This is a genomic window from Paenibacillus sp. 1781tsa1 (assembly GCF_024159265.1).
Taxonomy (GTDB): Bacteria; Bacillota; Bacilli; order Paenibacillales; family Paenibacillaceae; genus Paenibacillus.
Genome location: NZ_JAMYWY010000001.1, coordinates 4,945,096 through 4,960,787, shown reverse-complemented (window position 1 = coordinate 4,960,787; position 15,692 = coordinate 4,945,096). Strand labels below are relative to the sequence as shown.

Here is a 15,692-nt window from a genome sequence, read left to right as displayed (position 1 = left end):
ACCATGGATATCACATGGGAGAGGAGTGGAACGGACGATGCGTATTTTGCACACAGGGGACTGGCATTTGGGAAAAACGCTGGAAGGACGAAGCCGACTGCGTGAACAGGAGGATTTCGTTGATGAACTCGTCAGACTGGCGGATGAGCAGCAGGCGGATGCCATATTGATGGCTGGAGATGTGTATGATTCGGTGAATCCTCCCGCAGCGGCGGAGCAGCTGTTTTACGAAGCTGCAGCGCGTCTGACAGCAGATGGAAGACCTCTCGTGGTCATTGCAGGCAATCATGATCAGCCAGAGCGTGTAGCTTCTGTTACGCCACTTGTGAACAGGCAGGGCATTACACTCGTAGGTATGCCTACTTCAGAAGCAGTGACTATCTATGCAAAGCGGACCGGGGAGACTGGACAGATTGCGGCATTACCTTATCCTTCTGAAGCAAGATTGAATGAATTGCTGACAACGGATGGGGACGAAAATGTGCTTCGTCAGGCATACAGTCAACGGGTGGGGATGTTAATGCAGCGTCTGGCAGCTTCTTTTCGCCCGGATACCGTGAACATGGCCATGAGTCATATCTATGTGCTCGGCGGACTTGAGAGTGATTCGGAACGTCCGATTCAGATCGGTGGGGCCTACACAGTGGACCCTTCATCTTTATCGACTGGTGCGCAATACACGGCGCTTGGGCATCTTCATCGGGCACAGGCTGTCAAAGGAGACGGTGTGATTCGATATAGCGGTTCTCCTCTCGCCTACAGCTTTTCGGAAGCGGGGCAGAGCAAATCTGTCACGATGGTTGATCTGGCACCGGGCGGAGCAGCACAGGTAGAAGAAGTTTTGTTAACGTCCGGGCGTCCGCTTGTTCGTTGGCAGGCACGTGGTGGTCTGGCAGAAGTATATCGCTGGCTGGATGAGGGACGTGATCCGCAGGCTTTTATCGACATGGAAGTGTGGCTGGACGAGGCGATGTCCCTGAAGGAGATTCAGCAGTTGCGAAAATCACATGAAGGTATCATCCATATTCGCCCGGTGTATCCCGAGATGGCTGCAGCAGGACTTTTGGAGCAACGATCCGAGCTGCCCGTACATGAACTGTTCCGTAAATTCTATCAGCGTCAGACCGGTGGTGCACAGCCGGAAGAAAGCCTGGTACAGCTTTTCCTGGAACTTGTGGATGAAGACGAGCCGGGTGTGCGTGAGGAGGTCGAGGAAAGATGAAGCCGATTCTATTAAAAGTTGCCGGACTGCAAAGCTATCGGGAGATGCAGGAGATTGATTTTACCGTGCTGACAGAGACGGGGCTATTCGGTATTTTCGGTCCAACGGGTAGTGGTAAATCTTCCTTGCTCGATGCCATCACACTCGCCATGTATGGCAAAGTGGAACGTGCAGTGAACGGGACGCAGGGCATTATGAATCATGCAGAGGATTCGTTGTCGGTTGCTTTTACATTTGAACTGATGTCGGCCGAAGGCACTCGAAGGTTCCGGGTAGAGCGACGTTTCAAACGAAATAATGAAGTGTCAGTGAGTAACACGATTAGCAAATTCATAGAGACGGTCAATGGCGAAGAACAGGTACTTGCCGACAAATTGGCAGATGTGAATCGCTGCGTTGAAGATGTGATCGGTTTGAAGATGGATGATTTTACACGTGCAGTGGTTCTTCCGCAAGGGAAGTTTGCCGAGTTTTTGTCACTCAAAGGCAGTGAACGTCGCCAGATGCTGCAACGATTATTCCATCTGGAGAAGTATGGCGATCAGCTAGCCATCAAATTAAGCCGGCGGGTCAAGGATAATGATATGGTTCACCAATCTCTTGCTGCGGAGCAACAGGGACTTGGCAATGCCAGTAAGGAGACGCTGGAAGAAACGAAACGTCTACTTCAAACCGCTGTTCAGCAGTCTGAATTGTCCCGCAAAGCGCTGGATGAAGCTGCGAAGGAAGCTGAACAACTGGGTAAAATCCGTGAGTTAAGTAACGAACGGCAGGCCCGGACGGATGAACAGCAGAAGCTGAAAGCACTGGAACCACAGATAGAGGCAGGCGAACAACGGCTGAAACAATCCGTTGCGGCAGATGTAATTCTGCCTGCGTTGCAGACGGTTCGAGATGCCATGGCTACACAGAAGCAGCGGCAGGATACCGCCGAGACAGCTCATCAGCAAGCGCTGGAACATGAGCGTCTGGCTGTTCAGGAAGCGGAGAAGGCCGAGGCGGCACGTAAGCAAATGACTGAGGAAGAACCGAGACTTTTGCTGCGTCTGGAGCAGCTCGAACAAGCGAAAGAGCTGCAACGGGAACGGGACGGGCTTCAAGCCGATTGCTCGCTCCTTGCGCAGTTTCTGGAACAGGGGCAGGGCGAACAGACTGCGCTGGGACAGCAACTTGAGAAAGAAAAGGAGCTGCAGCAGCGCGGGCGCAAACGGCGTGAGGAACTACAGGAGAGCCTCAAACCAAATGAGGTGAAGTCAGAGGAACGCAGGCAACTTCAGGCTGCGCTTGAACTGAAGCATCGTGTCGATACTGCTGCCGAGCAATTACAGCAAAACAAGGCTGACATGCAAGCCTATAAGCAGTCGGCAGAACAGGGAGCCGACAAGCTGAAGGTGGCGGCTGAGGAAGAAAGACGCCTGAGTGATCAGCGTCAGCATCTGGTAGAACAGGCGTCAGCAGGTCTTGAGGCCTTGCTTGCCTGTGAGCAGGACATCAGCCGCGAACAGAGCCTGCTGGCCCTTGCGGAGGAACAGCTGCGTGGCACGATGCGCGAGCAGGAGCTGCACCGGCTGTCCTCCGCCTTGCGCGCCGAGCTGCGCGATGGCGAGCCATGCCCGGTGTGCGGCTCGCCGCATCACCCGCTCCCGGCTGCGCCGCCGGGAGAAGGTCCGCACGCAGGCGATTCGGACCTGGAACTGCTGCGCAGCCTGCACGCGGAGCTGCAGGAGCTGCGCTTTGGGCTGCGCCAGCAGCTGCACGAACGTCGCAGCCTGCTGACGCAGCTTGGCGCTGCGGCCGGCGAAGCTCCGGCCGCAGCCGAGGCCGCGCCTGCGGCAGCGGAGCCCGAGCCCGCCGGGTCGCCCGAACACGGGCGCTCCCCGGCAGGCTGGGCATCGCGTGCCGCTGCGCTGCGCGAAGCCGCGCAGGCGCTGGCTGCCGCAGCAGCGCCGCTCCAGGCCGAAGCCGCCGCGTTGCAGCAGGCGGCTGTGGGCGCGCAGCAGCGCCGCATGGAAGCGGCAGCTGCGCAAGAGGCCGGCCGTGCCGGGCTCGCCCAGGCGGAGCGCAAGCTGGCCGAGAGCGAGGCTGCCGCGGCTGCCTTGCAGGGCCGCTGGGCCGCGGAACTGCCGGGCATCGCTCAGGAGGAGGCCAAGGCCCTCTATCAGGCGATGCAGGAGCGCGATGCGCGCGCCGAAGACATCAAGGAACGTCTGAACAAAAGTGTGACGTTCCTTGAGGAAAAAGATCAGATCATTCAATCTCTCCAGCAGAAGCTGGTGGAATTGGACAAACAACTGATCCAGTGGCAAACGCAGTGGCAGGGCAATAACAAACTTCTCGCCGAGAAGGAAGAACGCTTGCGCCAGTGGGTTGGGGAGCAGCGGGTAGAAGACCTGATTGCTGCGGCTCAGGCTCGTCTGGATGGACTGCGGAAAGAAGCTGAGGAGTCTGCACAACGCTTCAAAGAAGCTGATCATCTGAAACAGGAATCAGCCAAGAAAGATGTCATGGCTCAGCAGGCTGCCGCCTCGGCAACAGAGCATCTGCAACAGGCACAGGAACGGTGGAATCAATTGCTGGAACAATCCCCGTTCGAATCGGATGATGCCGTTGTGTCCGCGGCGATGCCTTCCCAGGAAGCAGAACGGCTGGCAGGGGAGATCCAGCAGCATCGTGAACGTGAGCGTGAACTGGCATCCCAATTGCGTGAACTGGAACAAAAGCTGGGTGGTGCTGTCGTATCGGAAGAACAGTGGTTAGCCTGCACTGAACGATTACAGCTGGTCCGGACTCAGGATGAGGCTGCTCTTCGTGCCAAAGCACGTGCAGAACGTGATCTGGAGGATGTGGAGCAGCGACATGTTCGCTGGACCGAACTGGAGAACAAGCGGTTGGAGGTAAGCCGTCAAGGCGAACTGCTCAGCAAACTTCAATCCGCATTCAGAGGTAATGCTTTTGTTGAGTATATTGCGGAGGAACAACTGATGCAGGTCAGTCATGCGGCATCTCAGCGTCTGCGCTTCCTGACCAAACAACGTTATTCACTGGAGGTGGATTCCGGTGGTGGTTTTGTGATCTGTGATGATGCCAACGGGGGAGTCAAACGACCGGTTTCGACGTTATCCGGTGGCGAGACGTTTTTGACTTCGTTGTCACTGGCCTTGGCACTGTCGGCCCAGATTCAGCTGCGAGGTCAGTACCCGCTTCAATTCTTCTTCCTGGATGAAGGGTTCGGTACACTTGACCCTGAGCTGTTGGATACCGTCATTACTTCTCTGGAAAAATTACATGACGACCGATTGGCTGTTGGTGTAATCAGTCACGTGCCTGAACTGCGTGCACGCTTGCCGCGCAAGCTTGTGGTGATTCCGGCAGGGGAGGCTGGAAACGGCTCACGGGTGGTCTTGGAGACCCTGTAGCGGGAAGCGTGTATGATGTATATCCGATTACAACTCGGGCTTGGGCTAGAATGCGGAAAATATAGTGCGGATGTATGTTTGTCTGTGTGTCTGGAGAAGTGACCTGTCAACAAAAGTAACTTAATATCACCGAATATGATTATTGTAAAAATATTTCTTTTCTTGCTTCTATAACATAGCGGAGTGAGTTTCATCACAGATACAGGTTCATCCCGCTGTTATACTACAGTTAAGCCGACAAACTTGTTTTAAGTACCCCGGCGGACATCTGATCAGGACGTTTCCTGAATAGATGTCCGCGCAGCAGACTTCCCAGGAAGCCGCTCACGGGGTGCTTCTTTTTTGTGTTTTCCCCTCGGTAGTGTCAATTCGCCCAGTTCTGAATACCATGAAAAGGTGATCAAGAGCAGAATCAGGGAGGCGTTGGCAAGTGGAAAAAGTGGAAGCGAAGAAATTATGCAAGGAACACATGCACCGTTATGTATGTGTACAGATGAATGACGGTATGCATTACGATGGCATTATGGAAAATGTGGATGACGAAATGATCTACCTGGCTGTTCCCGTTGGACCGGAAGCCATGGTGAATCATGCGAACTGGGCTCCAAATGCAATGCCTGGAGGGAACTATCCAATAGGTCATACTCGCGGATTTTATCCAGGTTACGGCTACCCTACGCCTTATCCGTATTATGGTTATGGCCGTAGACGTTTTAACCGTCTGGTGCTCCCGTTATTTGCGCTTACAGCATTAACCCTTTTACCGTACTATTGAAATTGGGATGTTTCATGCAAAGGTACCGTACAGTGTGAAATAGGGAAGTCTCATCACATACGAAGTCTCAGCCTGATGTATCGCGACCGTCATTGCAATACAACAGGCAACATACCGAACATCCAAAAGGTCATGCCTGTGCAGAAGCGAATTTCTGTAAGGCATGACCTTTTTTTGAACCTAATTAGTGTAAGGGCGATGATGAACGGATGGCACATCGCATGTAGTTAAACCTGCTGACAGCAGAAGCGGGCTTTAACGTGTCCGTAGCAGCAAGCGGCGTACTGCATCCTGAATATGCGAGGACGTTCCCATGTGCAAGCAAACGATCCAGACACTGCAAAGCTTTAATTCTCTATTTTTTTTGATAAGAAGCTTCGTTTCGGGTGTAATCGATGCTGTTCTCTGGCACCTTACAGGTGGAGAAGCAGAGCATGATGTGAGCGTTGACGAAGCTGAGGCATCTTATTCAAGGTTTTGAAGCGTCAGCAGCAATCTAACGAATCTGAGACACGCTATAACCGGATAAACAGCCATTTTCAGCATTGTTGTGAGGTTATTTTGGGAAATAACGTGTCTGACGTTCCTTATAATTTGAAATGAGGGCCTGATCCCCAATTAAGACGTCCTGTGTTCCTTAGAAAATCGTCAACTTCCCATTCGCAAGCGCAAGTATCAGCCAGCATGGACTTCAAAATGCCCTTAACTTAATGCAGATTTCAAATCCTCAAGTAAATCCTCCACATCCTCAATCCCAACGGAGATACGAATCAAACCCTCCGTGATCCCCAATTCTTGCCGACGTTCATAGGGAATGGAAGCATGTGTCATTCGTGCAGGTACAGAAATTAAACTTTCCACCGCGCCCAGACTTTCAGCCAACGTGAAATAACGGACTTTGCTTAACACATCATCTACTTTTTTAGCACTACCTACATCAAAGGAAACCATACCGCCATATCCTCTTGATTGTGTGGAAGCGAGTTTGTGCTGCGGATGGTCGGGCAACCCGGGATAATAGACTTTGATCACTGTCGGGTGCTGATTCAAAAATGTTACAATCTGCTCTGTATTGCGTTCTTGCGCTTCCATGCGCAATCCCAACGTTTTCAGACCGCGCATTAGTAACCAGGAATCCATAGGTCCCAGGACTGCGCCGATTGCATTTTGGATAAAATGCAGATCTTCTCCAAGTTGCTCGCTGTTAACAACCGCAAGTCCTGCCACGACATCACTATGACCACCGATATATTTCGTTGCAGAATGCAGTACAATATCTGCCCCTAGAGCCAGCGGGTTTTGCCAATAAGGCGTACTAAACGTATTGTCCACGATGAACAGCAGTTCATGTTGTTTCGACCAGTTCGCTACAGCTGCAATATCGGTGACCTTGAGTAACGGATTAGTAGGTGTTTCTACATAAATAGCCTTTGTATTGGTTTGCAAAGCTTGCTCCAGTGCTTGTAGTGATGTTGTATCTACAAAGGAAGACTCGATCCCCAGACGATTCAGCACCTTGGTGAAAATGCGATAGGTCCCGCCGTATACATCATCCGTCAGAATAATGTGATCTCCAGTTTTCAACAGAGACAGTACAGCGTGAATTGCAGCCATTCCCGAACTAAAAGCAAACCCTCGAACGCCATCCTCCAGCTCTTTAATGACTTCTTCCAACGCATGACGTGTAGGGTTGCCTGTACGTGAATACTCGTATCCTTTGTGTACGCCAACCGATTCTTGCTCATACGTGCTTACTTGATAGATAGGTACACTCACTGCTCCAGTGTGTGGATCACTAACAATACCTGCATGAATCAGCTTGGTTTTTGGTTTCACTTCATTGTCCTCCATTATAGATATTTTGGCTTAAATACCGTTCGCTGCTATCCGGGAAAATAACGACGATGTTACTTCCAGGAGCTGCGTGAACGGCTTCGTTTAACGCGGCTTGCATAGCTGCACCTGAGGAACTTCCTACCAGTAGTCCTTCCAACAGGGCTAGATCCTTGACCCGCTCAAAGGCATCTTCATCTGAGATCGTATGAATGGCATCAAAATAATTCACATCCATAAAAGGAGATAACGTTTCGACGCCTATTCCTTCTGTACGATGAGGTCCCGACGGCCCTCCTGCGAGAATCGAACCTTCGGGTTCTACGATACATGTTTTGATTAACGGGTTTTGCTCCTTCAAATAGCGAGATCCTCCCATGAAGGTTCCGCCAGACCCGGCTCCGGCGACATATATATGCACCTGTCCGTTCAGATCACGCCAAATCTCAGGACCCAGATGTTCATAATGTGCGAGTGGGTTATCCACATTGGAGAACTGACCTGGAATATACGAACCCGGTATTTCTCTCGCAAGCGATTCCGCCTTGCGAATGGCACCGGTCATTCCTTCTGAGGTGGGGGTGTTCACGACCATAGCTCCGAGGGCTTTCATCAATTGCTGCTTCTCGACGCTGAACTTCTGAGGTACCGTGAAAATGACATTTAAATTTAGTCCTACAGCCGCCAATGCAAGACCAATTCCTGTATTGCCGGCAGTAGCTTCAATCACCGTTCCACCTGGCTTAACATCTCCTCGTGCCAAGGCCTGCTCCAATAAAAACTTGCCGATCCGGTCTTTCACACTTCCTCCAGGATTCATGAATTCCAGTTTGGCGAATAGGCGGATTCCTTCCGGTAATGGATAACGGGTTAGTTCAAGTAGCGGCGTATTACCTACAAGTTCCTGTACATGTTGATAAACGGTCAAATTAACCAAACTCCTTTTTTACGTTCATTAACTATACATATTGATTTACTTGGAAAAAGTGCGTATTAAAACCATATTCCGATAAAATGGTCTGCTATACATACCTCTTTATTTGACTGATTATGATGAATTTCTTTTGTTGTCTCATCTCCTGAAAGCTATGGAAATAGATTACTGAGAGGCAGGGAAATGGAGAGTTGACCTAAATTACCTGATTGTGTGCTAGAGATTGGACGTGGGTTTTTACTTCTAGTATGATAGAAGGGAATACATACATTGGAATACAAAGGAGGGTATGAACTATGGATTGCTTATTTTGCAAAATTGTAGAGGGCACCATTCCCTCCAATAAAGTACTGGAGAATGACCATGTAATCGTGTTTCACGACATCCAGCCCGCTGCACCGACACATGTGCTTGTCATTCCGAAGAAACATATTGCTTCCATGAATGAAGTTACTGCAGAAGATCTGCCTTTGATCGGTGAGATTCATTTGGCTGCTCAAGAAGCGGCCAAGCGTCTTGGGGTGGAGGAAACAGGATATCGCTTAATCAACAATTGTGGTAAGGATGGAGAACAAACTGTTCATCATCTGCATTATCATTTGTTGGGTGGTACCAGACTTGGCGTATTGACAAGTCTGTCGGATTCTCACAAATAACGAGCTAATGGGTACTAATATTGAGGATTTAGTCATATGCATGAAGTCCATGGATATGTGACCAAACGCTCATATAAATAAGTGATCATTACATTGAGGTTGACACCTTTATTACCTTTCGCCTATAATGAAAGATGATGAACCGTGTTATTGCTCTTGGACGGTCTGGTCGGAGGGAGGGAAAACTGGTGTCTGAAACTAAAGTTCGCAAAAACGAGACTATTGATGCTGCACTTCGTCGTTTTAAACGCTCCATCGCTAAAGATGGCGTATTGGCTGAGGTGAAGAAACGTAAGCATTATGAGAAGCCAAGCGTAAAGCGCAAGAAAAAGTCCGAGGCTGCTCGTAAGAGAAAGTTTTAGGAGGATTTTAACTACATGAATCTTAGCGAACGATTGAACGAAGATATGAAGCAAGCGATGAAGAGTAAGGACAAGTTCAGACTCTCCAACATTCGGTTGATTCGTTCGACGATCAAGAATCTTGAAATAGATTTGAAAAGAGATTTGGATGACAACGAAGTGCTTGATATTCTGAGTCGTGAAATCAAACAGCGCAAAGATGCCCTCCAAGAATTTGACAAAGCGGGCCGTGAAGACCTCGCGGCAAATGCAAAAGCGGAAATTGAAGTACTCATCCAGTACCTTCCCGCACAACTTTCCGAAGAAGAAATTAAAGTTATTGTACAGCAGACCATCCAGGAAACCGGTGCTTCTTCGAAAGCCGAGATGGGGAAAGTTATGGCGGCCCTTATGCCGAAAGTTAAAGGCAAAGCGGACGGCAAACTGGTGAATCAAGCAGTTCAACAATTTCTGCAATAAAGCAAATCAATAAACACCTTCTGACCTGTCAGAAGGTGTTTTTTCCATTTACCAGAAAGCATGATGTCCTTTTTGATAGAAAAATTTCTTTTTAATGGTTAATGTATATTATTATGGTTTTATATTCTTGCAATTGATCAAGTTTTCAAATATAATTTTAAGATTTTGAAACGAAATGTTGCATTGCACGTAATAAATACCATAAGCTGGACAGTATAACATTAATGGAAAAGGGGGGACTATTGTGAAGGGAAAGCGCCGGAAGAAGCTTACGGGGCCATTGATGCTCTTAATGCTGCTGACGCTGTTGCTTCCTGTCTGGATTGGATCACCGTCAGCGCATGCAGCTGAGAAGAGTGGCGCCGTATATATTATTCCGGTTGATAAACCAATCGAGCAGGGACTTGGCAAGTTCATGGAACGCGGGTTCAAGGAAGCGGAAAAGATGAACGCTGGCCTGATCGTTCTTGATATCAATACGCCGGGAGGCCGTGTCGACACTGCGGAAGCGTTGGGTACCCTGATCAAGGACAGTCCGATTGAGACTGTTGCATTTGTCCGTGGAGATGCTGCTTCAGCCGGAAGTTTTCTGGCCCTGAATGCAGATAAGATCGTAATGTCACCAGGCAGTATGATCGGTGCGGCAGCTATGGTGGACAGTACGGGTAAACATGTTGATGATCCAAAGCTTGTTGCATTCTGGAAAAGCAAAATGCAGGGAGCAGCTGAAATCAGTGGTCGTGATGGCAAGATTGCAGCTGGAATGACGGATGTTAACATCGTTGTTGAAATGCCAGAGATCAATAAAACCAAGCAAAAAGGTGAAATTATTGCTCTCTCGGCTGAAGAAGCACTGAAAGTTGGTTATGCCGACCACATCAGCAACACTCCGGAAGAGGCGGCAGCGTGGCTCGGTTACAGTCAGAATGATGTATTTAAGGTAGAACGAACGACAGCGGAGAATATCTCATCGTTTCTTACCAATCCCATTGTCATGACTGTACTATTATTCCTCGGAATCGCAGGTGTGGTCATTGAATTGATTGTTCCTGGTTTTGGAGTCCCTGGTATTGTAGGTATCGTGTGTTTCGTGTTGTATTTCTCGGGTAATTACATTGCGGGATTTGCCGGAGCAGAGACATGGGTGCTATTTACCGTCGGACTCATCATGATGATTCTGGAGATGTTTATTCCGAGCTTTGGTATTCTCGGGATTTTGGGATCGATTGCGCTTGTGGCCGGTGTTGTAAGGGCTGCTTATGATACCAGCGATGCTTTTGTATCTTTGGGTATCGCTTTCGGAGCTGCGCTGGTAGTCATTGCGATTATCTCAATTATCTTCAAGGATCGAGGTATATGGAATCGGTTCATACTGAGTGACAGCATGTCTGCGGATCGAGGATATTCATCCGCTACAGAACGCAAAGAGCTGGTTGGTCTACAAGGAATCAGTCTGACACCGCTTCGTCCTTCTGGTACAGCGATGTTTGAAGGGGAACGAATTGACGTTGTGACCGACGGAGATTTTATTCCCATCGATACACCAATTATTGTGATTAAAGCGGAAGGTACCCGGATTGTCGTTCAACAAGCTTTACCGGTGTAACTCGCTTTGTTGTCGAAGCGGATTAACGCTTCGGCAATGTACATAACCACTTAAGCTGAAGCTGCCAGCGAGGTGGTGCAATATTTATTTTAGCAGCGTCCTCATGAATATCTTTTCTGACTGTATTTATCAAATTCAAATTGCAAATGGAGGAAATTAAACAATGGACACATCTATGATTACGATTTTGCTCATTGCGGTAGTAGGTATTATCGTATTGAGCGTATTCTTCAGCTTTTTTCCGGTTATGCTCTGGGTTTCAGCGATTGCATCCGGCGTACGTGTAAGTATTATTACACTGGTAGCGATGAGACTGAGACGTGTAACGCCTAGCCGTATCGTTAATCCAATGATCAAAGCAACCAAAGCGGGTCTAAAACTTTCAATGAACCAACTGGAAAGTCACTTCCTGGCCGGTGGTAACGTTGACCGTGTTGTAAACGCTCTGATTGCAGCACAGCGTGCGAACATTCCACTTGAATTTGAACGTGCTGCTGCCATTGACCTCGCAGGTCGTGACGTATTACAAGCCGTACAAATGAGCGTTAACCCACGTGTTATTGAAACACCAATTGTCTCTGCAGTAGCCAAAGATGGTATTGAAGTTAAAGTTAGAGCGCGGGTTACGGTTCGTGCCAATATTGACCGTCTCGTCGGTGGTGCCGGTGAAGAAACGATCATCGCCCGTGTCGGCGAAGGTATCGTAAGTACGAACGGTTCCTCCAATTCTCACAAAGATGTCCTGGAAAATCCGGATCTGATCTCCCGTACTGTATTGTCCAAAGGTTTGGATGCAGGTACTGCTTTTGAAATCCTGTCTATTGATATTGCGGACGTTGATGTAGGTAAGAACATTGGTGCATTTTTGCAGACAGAGCAGGCAGAGGCTGACAAACGAATCGCTCAAGCAAAAGCCGAAGAACGTCGTGCAATGGCTGTAGCCCAAGAGCAAGAGATGAAAGCACGCGTAGTGGAAATGAGAGCACGCGTTGTTGAATCCGAATCCCAAGTGCCTTTGGCAATGTCCGAAGCACTGCGTAGTGGTAAGATCGGTGTGATGGATTACATGAACCTGAAAAATATTGAAGCGGATACTCAAATGCGTAATACATTAGGAAAACCTGGTGAAGGTTCGAATTCCAACGATCAGGGTGATTCCAAAAACGGAAGATAGGCGGTGAGTGCATATGGGCCTATTTGAATGGATTTTTAATAATCTGTATATTGTGGCCGTCATCGGTTTTGCACTCTTCTCCTTCTTGGGCAAGGCTGCCAAATCGGCTGATCCAAACAAAAAGCGTCCTGCTAACGGCATGCCTACGTTTGGAGGCAGCGGTGATACAGACCGGGGAGATCGCTCAAGAGACAACTCGTCTCCGCAGCAGTCTTCTGGACCTACAGATCCTCGTTATGATGAACAATATGACGATCGATATGATGACGTGCAATATGAGAATCAATATGACCAACCGTATTCGGAGCCGGCTACATCTTCTCCTTCCGCAGGTGAATATAGAAGCGAGGGCACGATGAGTGCCATGGAAAATTCACTCGAAGAACAGATGAGAGGTATGGAGCAACAGCAGCGTTTGATCGAAGAACGCCTGAATCGCATCTCTTCTGCAAATAGGCCAGTTGTGTCTGATTCCGGTTGGGATGATTCCAGCACAGATGAATCGGGAGCATCTCCGCTTCGTCCGGCGGACATTCGCACAGGTGTATTATGGGCAGAAGTACTGGGTTCCCCACGTTCCAAGCAACCGTTTGGTACGAGAGGGAAGCTGTAAACAAGTTAAGCTGTTTGACGGAAATAGAGCCGTCTCTGGTGAGCATGAAGCCGCCGGAGCCGGCTTTTTCTGTGTTCTATCCATTTTTCTCAACATTCGTATCTAACACGGCCCGGAATTTTCATAAATTCATGAATCTGCGCATAAGTTGAACTGTAGAGGAAGGGGGAAGACCTTCGAATGACCCGGATCAGCCGCAAGCTGCGCAGATGGACGAGTGAAGTGTTGGATCTGCCGCAGGATGTGCTTTATGATATGCCACGGTTAACCCTGATCGGCAGTAAGCAACTGTATATAGAGAATCATCGCGGTGTCATCCATTTCACCCCGGATCGCATCGTGTTGGCTCTTTCCCAAGGCCAATTGGAGATCAAAGGAAATGCCTTGGTGATACGTAACATTTTGCCGGATGAAGTAGCTGTTGAAGGAACGATTCTGGATATTCATATGAATGGAGTGGAGGGGAACGGATGAAGCAGCCCAGTCTGTATAAACTGCGGGGAGCAGTCCGAATCAGGGTCACTGGGGGAGACATTGAAACATTGATCAACACGGTGGCAGAGCAGGGACTGGAAGTGTGGAACCTGCGTGCTCACGATGGACGCGTGGCAGAGATGAACATCCTGCTGCCGCATTTTTTCAGGTTGCGTCCTGTGTTGAAACGGACAGGCTGCAGGGTGAAAGTGACCCATCGCAGCGGTTTCCCTTTTTTTGCAGCTCGACTATTACGCAGGAAGTTCTTTCTTGGGGGAATGCTGTTTTTTGTGGCAGCTTTGTTTGCGTTGTCGTCCATGGTATGGGATGTGGAGGTCAAGGGTAATGTCACCATTCCTACGGACGAGGTGCTCGCAGCAGCGAAGAAAGAGGGGATATATCCTTTCCAATGGGGGTTCCGCTTGCCAAGCCAAGACAAGCTCTCCAGACAGCTTGCACTCGCTCTTCCGGATGTAACCTGGATTGGTGTGAGCAAAGAGGGGACAACCATTACCATTCAGGTCGTGGAATCGGCGCAACCTAAGCGCGAGCCGTTACTGAATCCCAGACATCTGATCAGCAAGTCAGATGCTGTCGTCACTCAAATCTATGCAGAGCAGGGACGCCCTGTTGTTCAGAAGGACATGCGTGTCAAAAAGGGCCAGGTATTAATATCGGGGATTCTCGGGGATGAGGAGAACACCAAAACCATCGTTGCCAAAGGCGAAGTGCGTGGTCTGGTATGGCGTGAGTATCAGGTAGAGGTCCCGCTGGTGCAAAAACATAACACCATGACAGGTGAGAGCAAAGAACGTTTTTACATGGTACTGGGAAAATGGGCGATCCAACTGTGGGGGTACGGAAGTACACCGTTCAGTTCATTTGATACCGAGAGTAATCACAGACCATTGACGTGGCGATCCTTCACACTCCCGATGGGTTGGCTGACAGAGAAAGATCTGGAGACCCGAGAGCATGAGGAACAGCAGACGATAGAATGGGCCAGAACAAAAGGATTGGAAGGAGCAAGGAACGACATTATCGCCAAAAACGGTAAAGGAACGAAAATTATAAGTGAAAAAATTTTGCATGAGAAGAAAGAGAATGGTAAAGTTTATATGAAAGTCTTATTTGAAGTAGAAGAAAGCATTGCGGAGGAACTTCCGCTAGTCCATAGTCAAGGAGAATGAGGATATTTGTCAGAGCAAACACGCAGCATACAAATCTCGCTCCAGAGTGCGGGAGAGGGTCAATCTCTTTTTGGACCCCAAGATACTTTTCTTAAACTGATTGAATCCGAGATTCCTGCCCAGATTGCATCCCGTGAAGCGGAGATTGTGATTTTCGGCAACGCACAGCAGGTGGAATCGCTTGAACAATTATTTGATGTGTTACTGCAATTGATACGCAACGGATATGTGTTAACTGAAAGAGATGTGAAGTATGCGATTGAACTTGCCAAGGATATGCGGGCAGACCAGCTATTGGATCTGTTCAAGGGCGAGATTACGACGACATACCGAGGTAAACCAATCCGTGTTAAAACCATTGGACAGAAGCACTATGTAACTACAATTAAAAAACGTGATATTGTATTTGGCATCGGTCCTGCCGGTACGGGTAAAACCTACCTTGCTGTTGTACTGGCTGTTGCCGCAATTAAAGAGGGCAGCGTCAAACGCATTGTACTCACACGGCCTGCTGTTGAAGCAGGAGAGAGTCTTGGGTTTTTGCCAGGTGATCTTCAGGAAAAGGTAGACCCGTATCTGCGACCGCTGTACGATGCCCTGTATGACGTTATGGGACAAGAACAGACCGCGAAGGCACTGGAGCGTGGGTTAATCGAAATTGCACCACTCGCCTACATGCGGGGGCGTACCTTGGATGACTCGTTCATCATTCTCGATGAAGCACAGAACACAACGCCGGAACAGATGAAGATGTTTCTGACCCGTCTTGGTTTTGGCTCCAAAATGGTCATCACCGGAGACGTGACACAGATTGATTTACCGCGTGGTAAGAAATCCGGGCTTGTGGAAGCGAATACGATCTTGAACGAAGTTGAAGAGATCGGATTTGTGCATTTTGCCGAGCAAGATGTTGTGCGGCATTCTCTCGTCCAGAAAATTATCGTGGCTTACAACCACGCCGCAGAAAATCAAGCATAG

Annotated in this window: 14 protein-coding genes; 12 read left to right on the top strand and 2 right to left on the bottom strand. The window is 49.0% G+C overall.

What is annotated here, in order from left to right; translation table 11 throughout:
- The first annotated feature begins 37 nt into the window (after window positions 1-37).
- The 3 genes from NKT06_RS22400 (at window position 38) to NKT06_RS22390 (ending at window position 5,413) form a co-directional block, all read left to right on the top strand.
- Window positions 38-1,222 (top strand): exonuclease SbcCD subunit D, encoded by a 1,185-nt coding sequence (locus NKT06_RS22400; protein WP_253439410.1) that lies wholly within the window; start codon window positions 38-40, stop codon window positions 1,220-1,222.
- A complete protein-coding gene (locus tag NKT06_RS22395; RefSeq protein WP_253439409.1) occupies window positions 1,219-4,638 on the top strand; it encodes an AAA family ATPase in 3,420 nt (1,139 codons plus the stop codon). The genes NKT06_RS22400 and NKT06_RS22395 overlap by 4 nt, the downstream gene beginning before the upstream one ends.
- A 430-nt stretch (window positions 4,639-5,068) precedes the next feature.
- Complete coding sequence (locus NKT06_RS22390) at window positions 5,069-5,413, top strand: hypothetical protein (protein WP_442032381.1); 345 nt, start codon at window positions 5,069-5,071, stop codon at window positions 5,411-5,413.
- A gap of 702 nt (window positions 5,414-6,115) precedes the next feature.
- Here the strand turns inward: NKT06_RS22390 and NKT06_RS22385 are convergent.
- Complete coding sequence (locus NKT06_RS22385; protein ID WP_367399873.1) at window positions 6,116-7,249, bottom strand: bifunctional cystathionine gamma-lyase/homocysteine desulfhydrase; 1,134 nt, start codon at window positions 7,247-7,249, stop codon at window positions 6,116-6,118.
- A 1-nt stretch (window position 7,250) separates the two neighbouring features.
- The gene (locus NKT06_RS22380; protein WP_253439405.1) at window positions 7,251-8,174 is read right to left on the bottom strand and encodes a PLP-dependent cysteine synthase family protein; all 924 of its coding nucleotides are present in this window, start codon (window positions 8,172-8,174) and stop codon (window positions 7,251-7,253) included.
- A gap of 302 nt (window positions 8,175-8,476) precedes the next feature.
- Between NKT06_RS22380 and NKT06_RS22375 the strand changes: the two genes are divergently transcribed.
- The 9 genes from NKT06_RS22375 to NKT06_RS22335 all read left to right on the top strand — a co-directional run bounded on the left by NKT06_RS22375 (window position 8,477) and on the right by NKT06_RS22335 (window position 15,692).
- Window positions 8,477-8,836, top strand: a complete 360-nt coding sequence (locus tag NKT06_RS22375; protein WP_017687236.1) for a histidine triad nucleotide-binding protein — start codon at window positions 8,477-8,479, stop codon at window positions 8,834-8,836.
- A 188-nt stretch (window positions 8,837-9,024) separates the two neighbouring features.
- Entirely contained in the window at window positions 9,025-9,198 is a 174-nt protein-coding gene (rpsU, locus tag NKT06_RS22370) for a 30S ribosomal protein S21 (RefSeq protein ID WP_005547957.1), read from the top strand.
- Window positions 9,199-9,213: 15 nt separating this feature from the next.
- The gene (locus NKT06_RS22365; protein ID WP_062835503.1) at window positions 9,214-9,657 is read left to right on the top strand and encodes a GatB/YqeY domain-containing protein; all 444 of its coding nucleotides are present in this window, start codon (window positions 9,214-9,216) and stop codon (window positions 9,655-9,657) included.
- 283 nt (window positions 9,658-9,940) lie between these two features.
- Window positions 9,941-11,263, top strand: coding sequence for an NfeD family protein (locus tag NKT06_RS22360; protein ID WP_253442714.1), 1,323 nt, complete (start codon window positions 9,941-9,943; stop codon window positions 11,261-11,263).
- A gap of 163 nt (window positions 11,264-11,426) precedes the next feature.
- Entirely contained in the window at window positions 11,427-12,437 is a 1,011-nt protein-coding gene (gene floA, locus NKT06_RS22355) for a flotillin-like protein FloA (protein ID WP_076332307.1), read from the top strand.
- Window positions 12,438-12,450: 13 nt separating this feature from the next.
- Window positions 12,451-13,050 (top strand): hypothetical protein, encoded by a 600-nt coding sequence (locus NKT06_RS22350; protein WP_253439403.1) that lies wholly within the window; start codon window positions 12,451-12,453, stop codon window positions 13,048-13,050.
- 180 nt (window positions 13,051-13,230) lie between these two features.
- Complete coding sequence (yqfC, locus tag NKT06_RS22345; RefSeq protein WP_253439401.1) at window positions 13,231-13,524, top strand: sporulation protein YqfC; 294 nt, start codon at window positions 13,231-13,233, stop codon at window positions 13,522-13,524.
- Window positions 13,521-14,714, top strand: coding sequence for a sporulation protein YqfD (yqfD, locus tag NKT06_RS22340; protein WP_253439399.1), 1,194 nt, complete (start codon window positions 13,521-13,523; stop codon window positions 14,712-14,714). The genes yqfC and yqfD overlap by 4 nt, the downstream gene beginning before the upstream one ends.
- A gap of 6 nt (window positions 14,715-14,720) precedes the next feature.
- On the top strand, window positions 14,721-15,692 hold the full coding sequence (locus NKT06_RS22335; RefSeq protein ID WP_215077563.1) for a PhoH family protein: 972 nt from the start codon (window positions 14,721-14,723) through the stop codon (window positions 15,690-15,692).

What these genes read in the sequence shown, in the direction of transcription:
- NKT06_RS22400 (WP_253439410.1), top strand. Translation starts at nt 38, where the DNA reads ATGCGTATTTTGCACACAGGGGACTGGCATTTGGGAAAAACGCTGGAA.
- NKT06_RS22395 (WP_253439409.1), top strand. Translation starts at nt 1,219, where the DNA reads ATGAAGCCGATTCTATTAAAAGTTGCCGGACTGCAAAGCTATCGGGAG.
- NKT06_RS22375 (WP_017687236.1), top strand. Translation starts at nt 8,477, where the DNA reads ATGGATTGCTTATTTTGCAAAATTGTAGAGGGCACCATTCCCTCCAAT.
- NKT06_RS22365 (WP_062835503.1), top strand. Translation starts at nt 9,214, where the DNA reads ATGAATCTTAGCGAACGATTGAACGAAGATATGAAGCAAGCGATGAAG.
- NKT06_RS22360 (WP_253442714.1), top strand. Translation starts at nt 9,941, where the DNA reads ATGCTCTTAATGCTGCTGACGCTGTTGCTTCCTGTCTGGATTGGATCA.
- floA (WP_076332307.1), top strand. Translation starts at nt 11,427, where the DNA reads ATGGACACATCTATGATTACGATTTTGCTCATTGCGGTAGTAGGTATT.
- NKT06_RS22350 (WP_253439403.1), top strand. Translation starts at nt 12,451, where the DNA reads ATGGGCCTATTTGAATGGATTTTTAATAATCTGTATATTGTGGCCGTC.
- yqfC (WP_253439401.1), top strand. Translation starts at nt 13,231, where the DNA reads ATGACCCGGATCAGCCGCAAGCTGCGCAGATGGACGAGTGAAGTGTTG.
- yqfD (WP_253439399.1), top strand. Translation starts at nt 13,521, where the DNA reads ATGAAGCAGCCCAGTCTGTATAAACTGCGGGGAGCAGTCCGAATCAGG.